Consider the following 15697-nt stretch of genomic DNA (forward strand, 5'->3'; position numbering starts at 1 on the left):
CCGCCCGTCCGGTTGCGGACGGGCGGCATGTAACATCAGAACCGGAACGATGCCCCGGCAAGGAAGCGCCGGCCATAGCTCTGATAATCGATCACCGCGAGATCGTACGACGGATCGACGGTCGCGAAGCGTTCGTCGGTCAGATTCTGGCCCTGCACGAACAGCGACAGCCCTTCGAGCGTCGTTCCCTTCGGGAATTCATACCCGACCTGCGCATCGATGATCGTCTCGTCCAAGGCACGGCGACGCTGGCGATTGCCGCCGAAGCCCGACAGTTCGCCGACGAAGGTCGAGCGGTACCGTGCCGACCCCCGCGCGCTGAACCCCCATTTTTCGAAATAGGCGGTGCCGTTGACCACCCATTTCGAATAGCCGGGAATATTTTCCGGCGGCGAGTTGGGATCGGGTTTGATCTGGGTCTTGGTCCACGAACCGCCCCCCGTCACGCCGAACCCGTCGAGGAACGATACGAACGTGCTGAGCGGCAGCGTGGCGGCCAGTTCGACGCCGTAGATGTTGCCGCCCTCACCGTTGATCGGCCGATCGACGCGACCGAGGGTCGGAGTGCCTGCGGGCGTGCCGGTCGGCGTCGGGAACGCGAAATAGTCGAACGGCAGCGTCTGGTTGTACACGTACGACTTCAGGTCCTTGTAGAAGCCCTGTGCCGCGATGTAGCCCGCACGCCCGAAATATTTCTCCAGCGTCAGATCGAACGAGTTCGACCGGATCGGCCGCAGCGACGGATTGCCGCCGCCGCCGGTGATCAGCCCTTCCTGCGGATTGTAGCCGAAGCCCAAGGCGACGCGCATGTCGTCGAGCCGCGGCCGCTGTACCTGCCGAGCGGCACCCGCACGGATCACCCAGTCGCCCGGCATCCGCAGCGACAGGTTCAGGCTGGGCATCAGGTCCCAGTAATCCGCACCGCGCGTCGTCGGCGACAGCACCTGATTGGCGGCGATCAGCCCCGACGACTTCTGCTCGGTCGCCACGGCCTGCACCCCGACGTTGCCGGTCAGGACCGATCCGCCGATTTCCTGATCGATGTCCGCCTGGACGTACATCGTCATCAGGTCTTCTTCGATACGAAACGCCTTTGCCGGCACGTCCGGGCTGGTGTTGGCGTTCAGCTGATAGACGCCGCCTGCCAACAGGTCGCGTGGATCGTAGCTCAGCATCGGTCCGAGACCCAGATAGCTGAGGCTGGTCGGTTCCTGAATATACTGGTCGGGAATACGCAGCGAGCGCAGGCCGCCGCTCAACGCCAACAGGCTTTCGCGCGGATCGAGCGACTTGTCGCGATCGGTATAATTCAGCCCGGCCTTGACCGCACCGAAGAAGCCGTCGAGCTCCTTCTCGACCTCGAACCGATATTGCGCAATCCGGTCCTGCACCTTGCGGTCGTTGAAATAGCCGGCCTGCAGGTTCGACCCACCCCAACCGAGCGGATCGGTCAGCAGGATCAGGTTCGGATCGGAATAGTTCAGCGTCGGGCTGAACCGCGTGCCGGTCTTGCCGCTGGTAAAGCCGATCGTGTCCTTTGCGCCGACATTCTGGCCATAGCCGGTGCCGGCATAGCTTTCGAGGATGATCTCCTCACGGTCGGTGCGCGAGTAGCTGGCATCAAGCGTAGCGTTCCAGCCATCGTCGCCGCGCCATGCCATGTTGTAGCCGAACGCGTACAGCTTCGCCTTGCGCTCGAACGCGTCGTTGCGAACGACGCCCTCGACATTGCCGAACGTGCCGGCGGTGACGAAGCCGTCGCTATTGGCGGTCGTGCCGGTCAGCTTGACGCCCTGCGGCTGGGTCGGATCGTTGAAGGATTGCCCATAGCCGAGCGGCAGTTCGATACCGCGCTTCAACTGATCGTCGTTGAAGTCCGAATAGAAACCGTCGACGGTAACGGTCAGATTATCGACCGGCTTGTATTGCAGCGTGCCCGACAGGCCGAGCCGCTTCAGACGCGTCGAGGTGACATAGGACTTCGACCCGCCGATGACGCCCTGCCCGTTGAAACCGGCATAGCCCCAGGCGTTGAATTCCTGAATCTGGTACGGTTCGTCGAGATAGTTGGCCGACAGGGCGATGCCGATCGTGTCGTCGGCGAACTGGTCGACATAGGTGCCGCTGACCCGATAGCCCTTGTCGCGCGATCCGGCGTTCAGCTTGCCGAGGTCGGCATAGGTGCCGCGTGCCCCGATCGAGATCGCCTGACGACCATATTCGAGCGGACGGACGGTGCGCAGGTCGACGGTACCCGACAGCCCCTGTCCGACGAGGTTCGCCTGACCGGTCTTGTAGACCAGGACCTGGCTCATGATTTCGGCGGGATACTGGTCGTACTCGACGGCGCGATTGTCGCCGGTCGACGTCTGTTCGCGACCGTTAAGCAACGTCGTCGAGAAATCGGGTGCGAAGCCGCGGATCGAGATCGAGTTCGAACGACCCGACACGCGCTGCGACGTCAGACCCGGCAGGCGGGCGATCGATTCGGCGATCGATGCGTCGGGCAGCTTGCCGATATCCTCGGCGCTGATCGATTCGACGACCTGATCGCGGTTCTTCTTTTCCGCGACGGCATTTTCGAGGCTGGCGCGGAAACCGGTGACGACGATATCCTCGTCCGCGGTCGCCGCGGGCTCGGTCGGATCGGTGCCGTCGGTTTGAACCGCGGTCGGCTCCGCTGCGGTCGTCGCCTGTGCGAACGCGCTGCCGGTTCCGGCCAGTACGCCTGCCGCGATCAATGCCGTGATACTCGCGCCGCGCGCCAGCCGGGCGCACGTCAGCGCCTGCGATGAATACCGCATATCCCAATCCTCCCCAACGTTATTCGATTCCCCGGTTCTTTCGCCCGGTTCGTCCATACCCTTCTATTGAAACCTTCGGAGACGCTTGAGAAGCGGACAGCATACGTATTCAGTCGACGCTTGCCGGTGGCGGGTCGGCCCCGCTACACCGGTACTTCCTCTCGATCGATCGGGCCGACCACCGGCCGCAAAGGACCAGTCATGGCGGCGGGCGACAAGCCGACCTCGTTCGATATCGCGGCGCTGGCCGGCGTATCGCAGCCGACCGTCAGCCGTGCCTTGCGCGGCGACCGGACGGTCAGCGCCGCGACGCGGCTGCGGATCGAGGCGATCGCCGCGCAACTGAACTACAAGGTCGACAAGAACGCGTCGGCGCTGCGGCGCGGCAGTACGTCGACGCTCGCGCTGCTGTTCTTCGAAGACCCCGCGCCCGACGGATCGCGGATCAACCCGTTCTTCCTGTCGATGCTGGGGTCGATCCTGCACACCTGCGGCGCGCGCGGCTATGACCTGCTCACCTCGTTCCAGCATTTGTCGGCCGACTGGCACGTCGATTACGAGGACAGCCGCAAGGCGGACGGGCTGATCCTGCTCGGCTATGGCGATTTCGACGATTATTCGCGACGGCTCGACCAGTTGGTGGCGCAGGGGACGCATTTCGTGCGCTGGGGATCGGCCGATCCGGCGCATCCCGGCACCGTCATCGGCTGCGACAATTTCGCGGGCGGGCATGATGCGGGCCGGCACCTGATCGAGCGCGGACGGCGGCGGATCGCGTTTCTTGGCGATGCGTCGAGCCGGTATCCGGAATCGCGCGACCGTTTTCGCGGGCTTGCCGCAGCGTTGCAGGACGCCGGATTGCCCATCGATCCGGGGTTGCAGGTCGACGCATTGTCGAGCGAAGCGTCGGGCTATGACGCTGCCAGCCGGCTGATCGGGCGGGGCATCGCGTTCGACGCGATCTTTGCCGCGTCGGACATGATCGCGCTGGGCGCGGTCCGCGCGCTGGTGGAATCGGGGCGGAGCGTTCCCGACGATGTCGCCTTAGTCGGTTTCGACGATATTCCCGCCGCCTCGCTGGCCCAGCCACCGCTGACCACCATCCGACAGGATTATGCCCGCGCCGGCGAATTGCTGGTCGATATGCTCATCCGGCAGATCGATCGGCGGGCGACGGCACCCACCCTGTTGCCGCCCGAACTGGTCGTTCGAAAATCAACCTGAGCCCCTTGCGGATGATGATATAAAGTAACATTTGCGTCAGCATGCAACGTTCGACCTTTCTCGACAGCGCCGCGATCGGTGCGTCCCTGCTCTGCCTGATCCATTGCATCGGCCTGCCGATCCTGTTCGCGCTGTTGCCCGCGCTGGCGACGATCGGCCTGCCGTCGTCGGAATGGTTGCATCTGGCGCTGCTGCTGACCGCGATCCCGATCAGCGGACTGGCACTGGTCGGCGGATGGCGGGCGCATGGCGCGGTGGTCCCGCTGCTACTGGGCGGGGTGGGACTTGCCGGTCTTGCCGCCGGACTGGTGTTCGGCAGCATGCCCGGTGCGGAAACCGCGCTGACCGTCGCCGGCAGCCTCGCGCTTGCCATGGCGCATATCGGCAACTGGCGACGGCTGCGCACCGCCTGACCGGATCAGATACCGACCGTAATCTCCGGCCCGGCGACGCCCGGCACATCGACCTCGAAGCGGAACAGATTGCCCGCCAGCGGCTGCGCCGCCGCCTGATCGGCATCATGATGTTTGTTGGCCGTCGTGGCGAAGACCGTCTTGCGATCGGGTCCCCCGAACGCGACCTTCGTGACCGCGTCGACCGGCAGCCGGATCGTTTCCAGCAACTCGCCTTTGGGCGAATACCGGCGGATACCCCAGCCGCCGTACAGGCTGATCCACACGCAACCCTCGGCATCGACCGCCGGCCCGTCGGGATGCCCTTCGGCATTCGGGATCGTCACGAACAGTCGCCGGTCGGTCAGCGATCCGTCTGCGGCGACGGTACAGGCATAGACATGCCCGCCCAGCGTATCGACGTGATACAGCGTCCTGCCATCGGGGCTGACCGCCGGTCCGTTGGTGATCGCGACCTGCGGGCTGGACGCGATGGCGGTCCCGTCGGCGGCAAGGCGGTAGATCGCACCGGTCGCGGCGCGCTCGCCATCGTCCATCGTCCCGAACCACAGTTGACCGTTCGGCGCGACCGTCGCGTCGTTCAGCCGGTTGCCCGGCAGATTGGGTTCCGGATCGACCAGCAGCGCGAATGCGCCGGTCGTCGGATCGAAGCGGTGCAATCCGCTTTGCAGCCCGGCGATGAACTTGCCATCGGCGGAGGGCAGCACGAAACCGCACTGGCCCGGTGCCGCCCAGCTACGCCGCTCGCCGCTGGCCGGATCATAGCGGTGGATGCGCGGCGTCTTGATACAGACGAACCACAGCGCATGGTCGCGGTCGACCCAGTTCGGCCCTTCCAGCAACGGGGCCGACAGATCCCATACGCTGACCGGTTCGGATTTCTGTACCTTCGTCATCTTACCGCCACCCTGCATCCACGAAGAAGCTGTGCCCGGTTACCAGCCGTGCATCGTCGGACGCAAGGAACAGGATCATCGCCGCGATATCGCCCGCGACCAGCCGCCCGTTCAGGCACTGCGCCTTCACGATCTCGGCCTCGCCCTCCGGGGTGTACCATTTCAGCTGGCGCGGGGTGCGGACATTGCCCGGAATGACGCAGACCGAACGAATGCCATCGCCGCCCAGTTCGCGCGCGAAGCTGCGGGTCAGCCCCTCGATCGCGGCCTTGGCAGTCTGGTAGAGCGTCAGTTCCTCCAGCGCGAGATGCCAGCTGATCGACCCCATGTTGACGATCACGCCCTTGCCCCTGGCCTTCATGCCCGGGATCACCGCCTGTGCGGCGAAGAACAGGTGGCGCAGGTTCACGCCCATCCGGTTGTCCCAATAGGCTTCGTCGACCTGCTCGATCGTGTGGCGATCGTCGCTGGCAGCGTTGTTCACCAGCACGTCGAATTCGCCGCCCTCGGCAATCGCATCGGCGATCGCCGTTTTGAGCGCGGCGAGATCGGTCAGGTCGACCCGCTTGAACTTCGGAGTCGGGCCGACGCCCGCCAGTTCCTCGATCAGCTTCAGCGAATCGCCTTCGGCAATGTCGAAGAAGGTGACATGCGCGCCCTGCCGCACGAACCCTTCGACCACGCCCGCACCGATCCCCGACCCGCCGCCGGTGATAAGCACGCGCTTGTTGCCAAGCGAGGGAAACGAGGCGCGGGCTTCGGGCGCGATCGGGTAAGCGAAATCGTCAGGCGACATGGGAGTTTCCAGCAAAGAGGTATCAGGCGGCGATCAGGCCGCGGCGCGCAAGGTTGCGCATCAGGTCGCGGATGCCGAACGCCCATGGGTCGGCGGCCTTGGAGGTGGTGACGGTGTTCGCCAGTTCGCCCAGCGACGGCGTCGAGATGCGCACGACGTCGCCCGGCTTGTGGGTGAAGCCGCGGCCCGGTTCGTCACGATCCTGCACCGGCGCGAACAACGTGCCGAGGTACAGGACGAAACCGTCGGGATATTGATGTTCGGACAAGGCCTGTCGCACCAGATCCTCGGGATCGCGGCTGATCTCGCGCATCGTGCTGGTGCCGGTCAGGACATAGCCTTCAGGACCGTCGATGCGCAGATCGACGACCGCGTCGCGCACCGTGTCCATCGTGAAGGTACCGTCGAACAGACGGACGAACGGCCCGATCCCGGTTGAGGCGTTATTGTCCTTCGCCTTGCCGAGCAGCAGCGCCGAGCGCCCTTCGAAATCGCGAAGGTTGACGTCGTTGCCGAGCGTCGCGCCGACCGCCTTGCCGTCGCTGGTCGCGACGATCACGATTTCCGGCTCCGGGTTGTTCCACGACGAATCCGAACGGATGCCGACATCCCCGCCCCAGCCGATCGTCGACAGCACGGGAGCCTTCGTGAACACCTCGGCGTCGGGACCGATCGCGACCTCGAGATATTGCGACCACATGCCAGCGTCGATCAGCGCGGCCTTCAGTTCGGCGGCTTCGGACGAACCCGGCTTCACCGAACGGATGCCGCCGCCGATACGCGCCTCCAGATCGCCACGAATACCCTGCGCCGCATCGGCATCGCCGCGCGCGCGTTCCTCGATCACACGTTCGAGCGCCGAGACGGCAAAGGTCACGCCCGCCGCCTTCACGCATTGCAGGTCGATCGGCGACAGGATCGGCGGATGCTCGCCCGCCGGATCGGCCAGCGCCGCCGTGTCGCACACGACCGGACCGTCCAGCGACGCGATATCGCTGCGTTCCAGCAGGTCGGCGACCGTCGCGGCATGCGCCGACACGTCGATGACCTTACCGCCCTTCACGACGACCGGCGTCGGGCCATCGGCCAACTCCATCCGCCCGACCAGCAGCGCCCGATCATGATCCACCGGCAGCATCCGCGCGGCATGTTCGTTCTTCATGTCCGTTTCCTCAGTGATTGTGGCGCGGCGTCGTTTCCGACGTCCGGCGATATTTCAAGGCAAGGTCGAGCACGCCGCCGTCACCAAGCTGGCCGACCTTCTCGCGGTAGATTTCTTCCCATGGCGTCTGGCTGGCCGGAACCGGGGGGATGCCCTCGCCCTTGCGCCGCGCGATCTCTTCGTCGGCCACCAGCATGTTACAACGACCATGGTTCAGGTCGATGCGGATGGTATCGCCGGTACGCAGCCACGCAAGGCCGCCGCCGACCGCGCTTTCGGGCGAGGCGTTCAGGATCGACGGACTGTCCGACGTCCCCGATTGCCGCCCGTCGCCGATGGTCGGCAGGCTCTGGATACCGCGTTGTAGTAGTGCAGCGGGCGGTTGCATGTTGGTGACCTCGGCCGACCCCGGCCAGCCGATCACGCCCGCGCCGCGGATGACGAGGATGCAGTTTTCGTCGATATCGAGTGCGGGATCGTCGATGCGGTGGTGATAATCGTCCGACCCGTCGAACACGATCGCCCGCCCCTCGAAACAGCCTTCGTTGCCCGGTTGCGACAGATAGCGTGCGCGAAAATCGGGGCTGATGACGCTGGTCTTCATGATCGCCACGTCGAACAGATTGCCCGACAGCACGAGGAATCCGGCCTGCTCCTTCAGCGGCTGATCATAGGGCCGGATGACCTCGCGGTCGGTGGCGAAGCGGTTGGCGACATTCTCGCCCAGCGTCCTGCCGGTAACCGTCGCGACATCGCCGTCGACTTTGCCGACCGCGATCAGTTCGGACAGCACCGCCGGCACGCCGCCCGCGCGGTAGAAGCGTTCGCCGAGGAAGCGTCCAGCGGGTTGCACATCGACCAGCAGCGGCAGGTCATAGCCATAGTCCATCCAGTCGGACGGCTTCAGCTCGATATCGGCATGGCGCGCCATCGCATGCAAATGCGGGTGCGCGTTCGACGATCCGCCGATCGCGGTGATGAGCGCGATCGCGTTCAGGAACGACTGGCGCGTCAGAATTTTGGAGGGGCGCAGGTCGTCATAGGCCATCTCGACGATACGGCGGCCGGTTTCATAGGCGATCTGCCCGCGTTCTCGATACGGTGCCGGGATCGCCGCACAGCCGGGCAGCGACATGCCGAGCCCTTCGGCAATGGCGTTCATCGTCGATGCGGTGCCCATGGTGTTGCAATGACCTGCCGACGGTGCCGATGCGGTCGCCGCCTCCAGAAACTCTTCCTCGGTGATTTCGCCCGCCGCCAGCTTGCGGCGCGACCGCCAGATGACCGTCCCCGACCCGACCAGATCGCCGTCGTGCCACCCGTCGAGCATCGGTCCGCCCGACAGCACGATCGCCGGAATATCGACCGTCGACGCCGCCATGATTGCAGAAGGCGTGGTCTTGTCGCACCCGGTGGTGAGCACCACCGCGTCGATCGGATAACCGTTCAGCACCTCGACCAGCCCGAGATAGGCGAGGTTGCGGTCGATCGCCGCGGTCGGGCGGCGGCAATTCTCGAAAATCGGATGCGTCGGAAATTCCATCGGAATGCCGCCGGCCGCCTCGATCCCCGCCTTCACCCGCTTGACGGTTTCGAGGTGAATGCGGTTGCACGGCGTTAGGTCCGACCCCGACTGGGCGATGCCGATGATCGGCCGGCCGCCGGTCAATTCCTTCGGCGTGATGCCATAGTTCATGAACCGCTCGAGATAGAGCGCGGCCATGTCGAGCCGGCCGGGTGCGGCGAACCATTCGCGCGATCGGAACGGACGGACGGGAGTGCGGGTCATCGGTTCTTCCTGATGCCCCTTCCGCACGAATACGGAAGGAGCGGGTTACGGTCGGGAAAAGGCCGGGCTCAGCCCCGCATTTCTTCCAGTTCCTTGCCGTTCGTTTCCTGGATGAAGCGCAGGACGAGGAAGAAACTGATCGCGGCGAAGGTAGCGTAGAAGCCGTAGGTGATGGTGAGGCCCAGCCCGGCCGCCATCACCGGGAAGGTCCAGGTGATGACGAAGTTCGCGAACCACTGCGCGAACCCGCATACCGCCAGCGCCGACCCACGGATCTGGTTCGGGAACATCTCACCCAGCATGACCCACATGATCGGGCCCCAGCTGACGTTGAAGAAGACGACGTACAGATTGGCGGCGATCAGCGCGGTGGTTCCGAGGCCTGCCGACAATTGCAGCTTGCCCGCCGCGTCCAGCGTACCATTGTGGAAGCAGTAGACGAGCGCGAACAGCGTGACCGCCATGCCCGCCGATCCGATCAGCAGCAGCGGCTTGCGGCCGATCTTGTCGACCAGCCCGACGGTGACGAAACACGCCGCGATCGAGACGAGACCCGACACGATGTTGATCTGCAGCGACTGATCCTCGGTGAAGCCCGCGAGCTGCCACAGGGTCGCGCCATAGTAGAAGATCACGTTGATGCCGACGAGCTGCTGGAACACTGCCAGCAACAGTCCGGCCCATACGATCGGACGGATGCCGCCGCGCGCCGGGTCCTTGATATCGGACAGGCGCGGACGATGGTCCTTGTCGAAGCTTGCCGCGATATCGCCCAGCTTCTGCTGCGCAGCGGCGGGACCGAACAGGCGGGTCAGCACGATGCGCGCTTCAACCAGCCGCCCCTTTTGCACCAGGAAGCGCGGGCTTTCGGGAATGAAGGTCAGCGCGACGAGGAAGACGGCGGCGGGAATCGCCTGCATCCAGTACATCCAGCGCCACGCCTCATATCCGCCCCACCACATCGCGGTCGACGAACCGGCGGCACCGGCCAGATAATAATTCACGACGAACGCAGCGGTCAGGCCGGTGATGATCATGATCTGCTGGATGGTGGTCATCCGCCCGCGGATATTGGCGGGGGCGACTTCGGAGATATAGGCCGGCGACAGCACCGACGCCGCACCGACCGCCATGCCGCCCATGAAGCGCGCGACGATGAAGATGATCTGCAGATGGCTAAAACCCTGGATGATCGCGCCGAACAGGAACAGGATCGCCGCCAGCATCATCACCTTGCGCCGGCCCATCGTGTCGGCCAGCTTGCCCGCAAGGAACGCGCCGACGAAACAACCGACCAGCAGCGAACCGACCGTCAGGCCCAAACCATTCTCGGTCAGGTTGAAGGCGGTTTTCAGCCCTTCCTGCGTGCCGTTTACCGCACCGCTGTCATATCCGAACAACAGCCCCCCGATCGTCGCCACTGCAACGATCGCGATGACGAGCGCGATGTTCACGCGCTCCCCCGTCGCCTCTACCATCCCCATCCACTCCATTTTTTCGCCGCCGTTCGAAACGGCGTGTTAGCGGTAACGGTGGCGAATAATTAAGACAAATGCAAGCGTCCGCGACAAAGGCCCCGTGCCTTTTACGCCAGCGGAAGCAGCTACATCGTTCCCGGACGCCCGGCCATCAACGGCACCGGCCCCGACGACTCGCGTACGATCAGTTCATGGTCGAGCACGCGGTCCTCGCCGGCAGCGGCGGCCTGTCCCATGCGACGATCGCGCAGTTGCCCCAACAGCATCTCGACCGCCGCCTCCGCCATCGCCGCGATCGGCTGGCGAATCGTCGTTATCTCGGGCCATGTCGTCGTCGCCAGCGACGTATCGTCGAACCCGACGATGCTCAGATCGTCGGGGACATGCAGCCCGCGACGATGGGCGACGCTGATCGCCGCCGCGGCCATGTCGTCGTTGCAGGCGAAGATGGCGGTCGGCCGGTCGGCACGATCGATCAGTCGTTCGCCCGCGTCGATCCCCGACCGGAAGGTGAAAAAGCCTTGCTCGACCGGCATGTCGGCCAGATCGAGCCCCGCCGATTCGATCGCGGCGGCGAATCCCCGCCACCGCTCGGCGCTCGATCCGTTGTTGGGATCGCCGCGCACGAAACCGATGCGGCGATGACCGAGGTCGATCAGATGCTGGGTCATCGCCTGCGCCGCCGCACAGTCGTCGATCCGCACCGACGACCGCCCCGATTGCGCCACGCCGACCGCGACCGCGACCGACGGCGTACCCGCCGCATCGAGTTCGTCGCGCACCGGCACCGAATCCGACAGGGGCGGCGGCAGGATGACACCCTGCACCGCCGTCGACGCGAAGCGCCGCGCGCCCTCGGCCTGTGCTTCGGCGCTGTCGCCGTCACAGGGTTCGAGGACCAGGTGACAGCCGACCTTGCGCGCGCCCTCCAGCGCCCCGATCAGAAAATTGGACAGATAGGCGAGCGACGGGTTGGCGTAGAGCAATCCGATCTGCGCTGCCTCGCCCGCGGCCAGACTACGCGCGGCGCTGTTGGGCCAGTAGTTCAACTGCTCGATCGCGGCCAACACCGCTTCGCGCGTCGACGGACGAACATTCACGCCGCCATTCACCACGCGCGAGACCGTCATCGCCGATACGCCCGCCGACCGCGCGACATCCTGCACGGTCACGCTGCCACCGCTACGACGACTTGGCTTTTCCATGGGTAAAAACGGCTCCCTTGGTGCAAAGCTTATGGTGCCGAACGAACGAATGCAATTGGGACGATCGGTTGACGAATTTCTCAACGCAAGATAGCTGATAGCGCTACCAAATAGCGGCGGCGGTTTTACCGGATGCCGAATGCCCTGGGAGAGAGATTGTGACCCTTCGCGCCAAGCCCGTACGCCTTGCGCTTGCCTGTCTGCTGGCGACCGCCGCGACCGGTACCCTCGTCGCGCAGACCCGCCCCAACCGTCCTGCATCGGCCGAGCGGATGCTGTACAAGGATGCGTCGCAACCGGTCGCTGCCCGCGCCGAGGACCTGCTGCGCCGCATGACGCTGGAGGAAAAGGTCGCCCAGATGATCGGCGTTTGGGAAAAAAAGGGTGATATCCAGGACGCGAAGGGCAATTTCTCGGCGGCCAAGGCATCGCGTGTTTTTCCCAACGGCCTCGGCCAGATTACCCGCCCCTCCGACAAGCGCGGCGTGACCGCCAGCAACAATGCGGCCGGCGTCGCCGCCGACGCGGTCAACCGCACCGCACAGGAGACCGCCGACTATATCAACGCCGCGCAACGCTGGGCGGTCGAGAACACCCGGCTCGGCATCCCAATGATCATGCATGAGGAAGCGCTGCACGGCTATGTCGCGCGCGGCGCGACCAGCTTTCCGCAGTCGATCGCACTGGCATCGTCATGGGACCCGGCACTGGTCGAGCGCGTGTTCGGCGTCGCCGCCCGCGAAATGCGCGCCCGCGGTGCCAATCTCGCGCTTGCCCCCGTCGTCGACGTCGCCCGCGACCCGCGCTGGGGCCGGATCGAAGAAACCTATGGCGAGGACCCGGTTCTGGTCGGGGAAATGGGCCTCGCCGCCATTCGAGGGTTCCAGGGCACGACCCTGCCGCTCGCGCCGACCAAGGTCATGGTCACGTTGAAGCACATGACGGGCCATGGTCAGCCAGAAAACGGGACCAATGTCGGCCCCGCCAACATCTCCGAACGGACGCTGCGCGAGAATTTTTTCCCGCCGTTCGAACGTGCGGTCAAGGAGCTGCCGGTGCAGGCGGTGATGGCGTCGTATAACGAGATCGACGGCATCCCCAGCCACGCCAACAAATGGCTGCTGGACGACGTGCTGCGCCGCGAATGGGGGTATAAGGGGTCGGTGGTCAGCGATTATTTCGCGATCAAGGAGCTGAATACCCGCCACCATCTTTACGGCAGCGACATGGCCGCCGCCGGTCGCCGCGCACTGGATGCGGGCGTCGACATGGAGTTGCCCGATGCCGAGGGCTGGTCGACGCTCGCGCAGATGGTCAAGTCGGGGCAGGTCCCACAGGAACAGGTCGACAATGCCGTTCGCCGCATCCTGACCATGAAGTTCCAGATGGGCCTGTTCGAAAACCCCTATGCCGATGCCCGCACCGCCGAGGCCAAGACCGCGACGCCCGACGCGATCGCGCTGGCCCGAGAAGCCGCCGTCCGATCGATGGTCCTGCTGAAGAACCGGAACAACCTGCTGCCGCTCGACCCGGCCAAGGTCGGCAGGATGCTGGTCGTCGGCACCCATGCCCGCGACACCCCGATCGGCGGCTATTCGGACGTGCCGAAACACGTCGTCAGCGTGCTGGAGGGCATGCAGCAAGCCGCACAGGGCCGCTTCTCGGTCGATTACGCCGAGGGCGTTCGTCTGACCCGCAGCCGTCAATGGGCTGCCGACAAGGTCGACCTCGTCCCGGCGGCCGAGAATGCCCCGCTGATCGAGGAAGCGGTGCGCAAGGCGGCGCAAGCCGACACCATCCTGCTGGTACTGGGCCAGAACGAACAATTGAGTCGTGAGGCATGGGCCGACGCGCATCTCGGCGACCGGCAGAATCTAGACCTGATCGGCGAACAGAACGAACTGGCCCGCCGTCTGTTCGCGACCGGCAAGCCGGTGGTGGTCGTGCTGCTGAACGGCGGCCCGCTCGCCGCGACCTATCTGGAGGCGAATGCCCCCGCGATCGTCGAGGGCTGGTATCTGGGTCAGGAAACCGGCAACGCCGTCGCCGATGTCGTGCTCGGTCGCGCCAATCCGGGCGGCAAGCTGCCGGTGTCGGTCCCGCGCAGCGAAGGGCAGTTGCCGATCTTCTACAACCACAAGCCGACCGCGCGGCGCGGGTATCTGTTCGACACCACCGCCCCGCTCTACCCGTTCGGCTATGGCCTGTCCTATACCAGCTTCGACGTCGGTGCGCCGCGCCTCGCCAAGGCGACGATCGGCCGCGACGACACGGTACGCGTGTCGGTCGACGTCGCCAACACCGGCCGCCGCGCCGGGGACGAGGTCGTCCAGCTCTACGTCCGCGACGACGAAGCGACCGTTACCCGCCCGGTGCTCGAACTGAAGCACTTTCAGCGCGTGACGTTGCAGCCGGGCGAAAAGCGGACGGTGACGTTCGATCTGAAGCCGTCGGACTTCGCCTTCTGGAATGTCGCGATGCACCGCGTCGTCGAGCCGGGCACGTTCACCATCAGCGCCGGCAACAGCTCGACGGCACTGAAGACGACGACCCTTACGGTTCGCTGAGCACCGCCTGCGCCGTTGCCTGCGTTATCCCGGGAATTTTTCGGGTGACGCGAGTAACGGTGACGTGGTGACCCGATAATGTGTGCAGTACCGCAGCGTAGACGCCGCTCAGGTCGAGGCTTGCATGCCGAAACCCTCTAACTCCGAGCGAAATTCGATCGAAATATCTTTCGCCACGCTTGAGCGCCGGTTGTGAATGGCTCGGAAACACAACCTTGAGAGCCGTTTGGAACCGCTCTGGTCACCCCTCGAAGGCTTCGCGTCAGCCCTATGCTCAAGCTGTGCTCGCTGCGCTACCGCGTGAGCGCTACAGGCTTTGGGTAGAATAAGAAAACGCCGTCGGCGTCAGCCGGCGGCGCTTTTTGTTCAGCATAGCCCGTCGACGCAAACTACGTCGACCAAGCGTCATACGCCCTAGAAAGTAGCCTTACGGGTCACCGGGCGGTGAGTTGCTGCGTACCGGAACGGTCGAGCATTCGAAGTCCGCGGCGGGCTACGTCATGCGCGCGCGCCACCTGATCCGACTGCATCAGCAAGGACGCGTCCTCGCCGGCCAGTACGCGAGCATATAACGCGCGGGCTGCGTCAGGACGATCCGTCATGGCGTACACCGCCGCCAAGTTCAGCAAAACCTGAGGTTCACGGCTGCCGGCGCGGGTGTCGCGTTCGAGGGCGCGTTCGGCCTGTGGTAGTTTGCCGGCCTCTATTGCCGCGTGCGCGTATTGCGCATCCTGGGCGTTCGCGCTGGCGACGATACCCGTGGCCGCCAGCGCCGGGGCAAGCAGCAGGATTTTTCCGATTCGCATGACATCATCTCCTGTTTGTTACATCGTGATGACATCAATGTTTCACTTTTACGACGGCTCCGCAAGATGGACACAAAAAAAGGGGCGGCCGAAGCCGCCCCTTTGCGAGACAGTGGTGCGCGCGATCAGAAGTCGGCGCGGTACTGTTCGTTGCCGACGAAGCCGAGCTTCGTCACGTTCGCACGCTTGATGATCGCGAGCACCCCGTCGACCACTTCGTACCGCGCGTTGGCGTCCGGCTGGAAATGGAGTTCGGGCTGCGGGGTCATCGCCACCGTCTGATCGAGAAACTGCGTCAGCGTGACTTCATCGACCGGCGTGCCGTTCCAGAAGGTCTGACCCTGCGCATTGATCGCGATCTTGTTCTTGACCGGATCAGGCTGGTTCTGCTGGTTCGGGTTGGGCTGCGGAAGATCGACCTTCACCGCGTGGCTCTGGATCGGGATGGTGATGATGAACATGATCAGGAGCACGAGCAGCACGTCGATCAACGGCGTCGTGTTCATGTCCATCATGGGTTCGTCGTCTGAGCGACCGCCACTGCTCATTGCCATGTC

12 protein-coding genes are annotated in these 15697 nt (G+C 64.8%); 3 read left to right on the forward strand and 9 right to left on the reverse strand.

Translation table 11 applies throughout. The features are described from left to right. Nucleotides 1-35 precede the first annotated feature (35 nt). Nucleotides 36-2804 (reverse strand): TonB-dependent receptor, encoded by a 2769-nt coding sequence (locus tag ASE50_RS11735; protein WP_082438984.1) that lies wholly within the window; start codon nucleotides 2802-2804, stop codon nucleotides 36-38. A gap of 201 nt (nucleotides 2805-3005) precedes the next feature. Here ASE50_RS11735 and ASE50_RS11740 point away from each other — a divergent pair, with 201 nt between their 5' ends. Together ASE50_RS11740 and ASE50_RS11745 are read left to right on the forward strand one after the other, a co-directional pair. After that, the gene (locus ASE50_RS11740; RefSeq protein ID WP_056400461.1) at nucleotides 3006-4028 is read left to right on the forward strand and encodes a LacI family DNA-binding transcriptional regulator; all 1023 of its coding nucleotides are present in this window, start codon (nucleotides 3006-3008) and stop codon (nucleotides 4026-4028) included. A gap of 41 nt (nucleotides 4029-4069) precedes the next feature. Further along, on the forward strand, nucleotides 4070-4441 hold the full coding sequence (locus ASE50_RS11745; RefSeq protein ID WP_056400463.1) for a MerC domain-containing protein: 372 nt from the start codon (nucleotides 4070-4072) through the stop codon (nucleotides 4439-4441). A gap of 5 nt (nucleotides 4442-4446) precedes the next feature. Here ASE50_RS11745 and ASE50_RS11750 read toward each other — a convergent pair whose 3' ends face one another. The 6 genes from ASE50_RS11750 to ASE50_RS11775 all read right to left on the reverse strand — a co-directional run bounded on the left by ASE50_RS11750 (nucleotide 4447) and on the right by ASE50_RS11775 (nucleotide 11767). Then, complete coding sequence (locus ASE50_RS11750) at nucleotides 4447-5337, reverse strand: SMP-30/gluconolactonase/LRE family protein (RefSeq protein ID WP_056400831.1); 891 nt, start codon at nucleotides 5335-5337, stop codon at nucleotides 4447-4449. Nucleotide 5338: 1 nt separating this feature from the next. After that, entirely contained in the window at nucleotides 5339-6133 is a 795-nt protein-coding gene (locus tag ASE50_RS11755) for an SDR family NAD(P)-dependent oxidoreductase (RefSeq protein ID WP_056400466.1), read from the reverse strand. Nucleotides 6134-6155: 22 nt separating this feature from the next. Further along, entirely contained in the window at nucleotides 6156-7295 is a 1140-nt protein-coding gene (locus tag ASE50_RS11760; protein ID WP_056400469.1) for a fumarylacetoacetate hydrolase family protein, read from the reverse strand. A gap of 10 nt (nucleotides 7296-7305) precedes the next feature. Further along, on the reverse strand, nucleotides 7306-9084 hold the full coding sequence (locus ASE50_RS11765; protein WP_056400472.1) for an IlvD/Edd family dehydratase: 1779 nt from the start codon (nucleotides 9082-9084) through the stop codon (nucleotides 7306-7308). A gap of 68 nt (nucleotides 9085-9152) precedes the next feature. Beyond that, nucleotides 9153-10562, reverse strand: a complete 1410-nt coding sequence (locus ASE50_RS11770) for a sugar porter family MFS transporter (RefSeq protein WP_056400834.1) — start codon at nucleotides 10560-10562, stop codon at nucleotides 9153-9155. Nucleotides 10563-10687: 125 nt separating this feature from the next. After that, entirely contained in the window at nucleotides 10688-11767 is a 1080-nt protein-coding gene (locus tag ASE50_RS11775) for a LacI family DNA-binding transcriptional regulator (RefSeq protein WP_056400475.1), read from the reverse strand. A 272-nt stretch (nucleotides 11768-12039) separates the two neighbouring features. On the opposite strand from ASE50_RS11775, the gene ASE50_RS11780 reads away from it, so the two are divergent. Further along, a complete protein-coding gene (locus ASE50_RS11780) occupies nucleotides 12040-14334 on the forward strand; it encodes a glycoside hydrolase family 3 N-terminal domain-containing protein (protein ID WP_082438996.1) in 2295 nt (764 codons plus the stop codon). 434 nt (nucleotides 14335-14768) lie between these two features. On the opposite strand, the gene ASE50_RS11785 is transcribed toward ASE50_RS11780, so the two are convergent. Beyond that, complete coding sequence (locus ASE50_RS11785; protein WP_056400480.1) at nucleotides 14769-15140, reverse strand: hypothetical protein; 372 nt, start codon at nucleotides 15138-15140, stop codon at nucleotides 14769-14771. Between the two features lie 125 nt (nucleotides 15141-15265). Further along, the gene (locus ASE50_RS11790; RefSeq protein WP_056400484.1) at nucleotides 15266-15694 is read right to left on the reverse strand and encodes an ExbD/TolR family protein; all 429 of its coding nucleotides are present in this window, start codon (nucleotides 15692-15694) and stop codon (nucleotides 15266-15268) included. Between the last annotated feature and the right edge of the window lie 3 nt (nucleotides 15695-15697).

The sequence above is a fragment of the Sphingomonas sp. Leaf5 genome, from assembly GCF_001421155.1.
GTDB lineage: Bacteria > Pseudomonadota > Alphaproteobacteria > Sphingomonadales > Sphingomonadaceae > Sphingomonas.

Excerpts from the sequence above, each read along its gene's own strand:
- ASE50_RS11735 (WP_082438984.1), bottom strand. The coding sequence starts at position 2,804 with ATGCGGTATTCATCGCAGGCGCTGACGTGCGCCCGGCTGGCGCGCGGC.
- ASE50_RS11740 (WP_056400461.1), top strand. The coding sequence starts at position 3,006 with ATGGCGGCGGGCGACAAGCCGACCTCGTTCGATATCGCGGCGCTGGCC.
- ASE50_RS11745 (WP_056400463.1), top strand. The coding sequence starts at position 4,070 with ATGCAACGTTCGACCTTTCTCGACAGCGCCGCGATCGGTGCGTCCCTG.
- ASE50_RS11750 (WP_056400831.1), bottom strand. The coding sequence starts at position 5,337 with ATGACGAAGGTACAGAAATCCGAACCGGTCAGCGTATGGGATCTGTCG.
- ASE50_RS11755 (WP_056400466.1), bottom strand. The coding sequence starts at position 6,133 with ATGTCGCCTGACGATTTCGCTTACCCGATCGCGCCCGAAGCCCGCGCC.
- ASE50_RS11760 (WP_056400469.1), bottom strand. The coding sequence starts at position 7,295 with ATGAAGAACGAACATGCCGCGCGGATGCTGCCGGTGGATCATGATCGG.
- ASE50_RS11765 (WP_056400472.1), bottom strand. The coding sequence starts at position 9,084 with ATGACCCGCACTCCCGTCCGTCCGTTCCGATCGCGCGAATGGTTCGCC.
- ASE50_RS11770 (WP_056400834.1), bottom strand. The coding sequence starts at position 10,562 with ATGGTAGAGGCGACGGGGGAGCGCGTGAACATCGCGCTCGTCATCGCG.
- ASE50_RS11775 (WP_056400475.1), bottom strand. The coding sequence starts at position 11,767 with ATGGAAAAGCCAAGTCGTCGTAGCGGTGGCAGCGTGACCGTGCAGGAT.
- ASE50_RS11780 (WP_082438996.1), top strand. The coding sequence starts at position 12,040 with ATGCTGTACAAGGATGCGTCGCAACCGGTCGCTGCCCGCGCCGAGGAC.
- ASE50_RS11785 (WP_056400480.1), bottom strand. The coding sequence starts at position 15,140 with ATGCGAATCGGAAAAATCCTGCTGCTTGCCCCGGCGCTGGCGGCCACG.
- ASE50_RS11790 (WP_056400484.1), bottom strand. The coding sequence starts at position 15,694 with ATGGCAATGAGCAGTGGCGGTCGCTCAGACGACGAACCCATGATGGAC.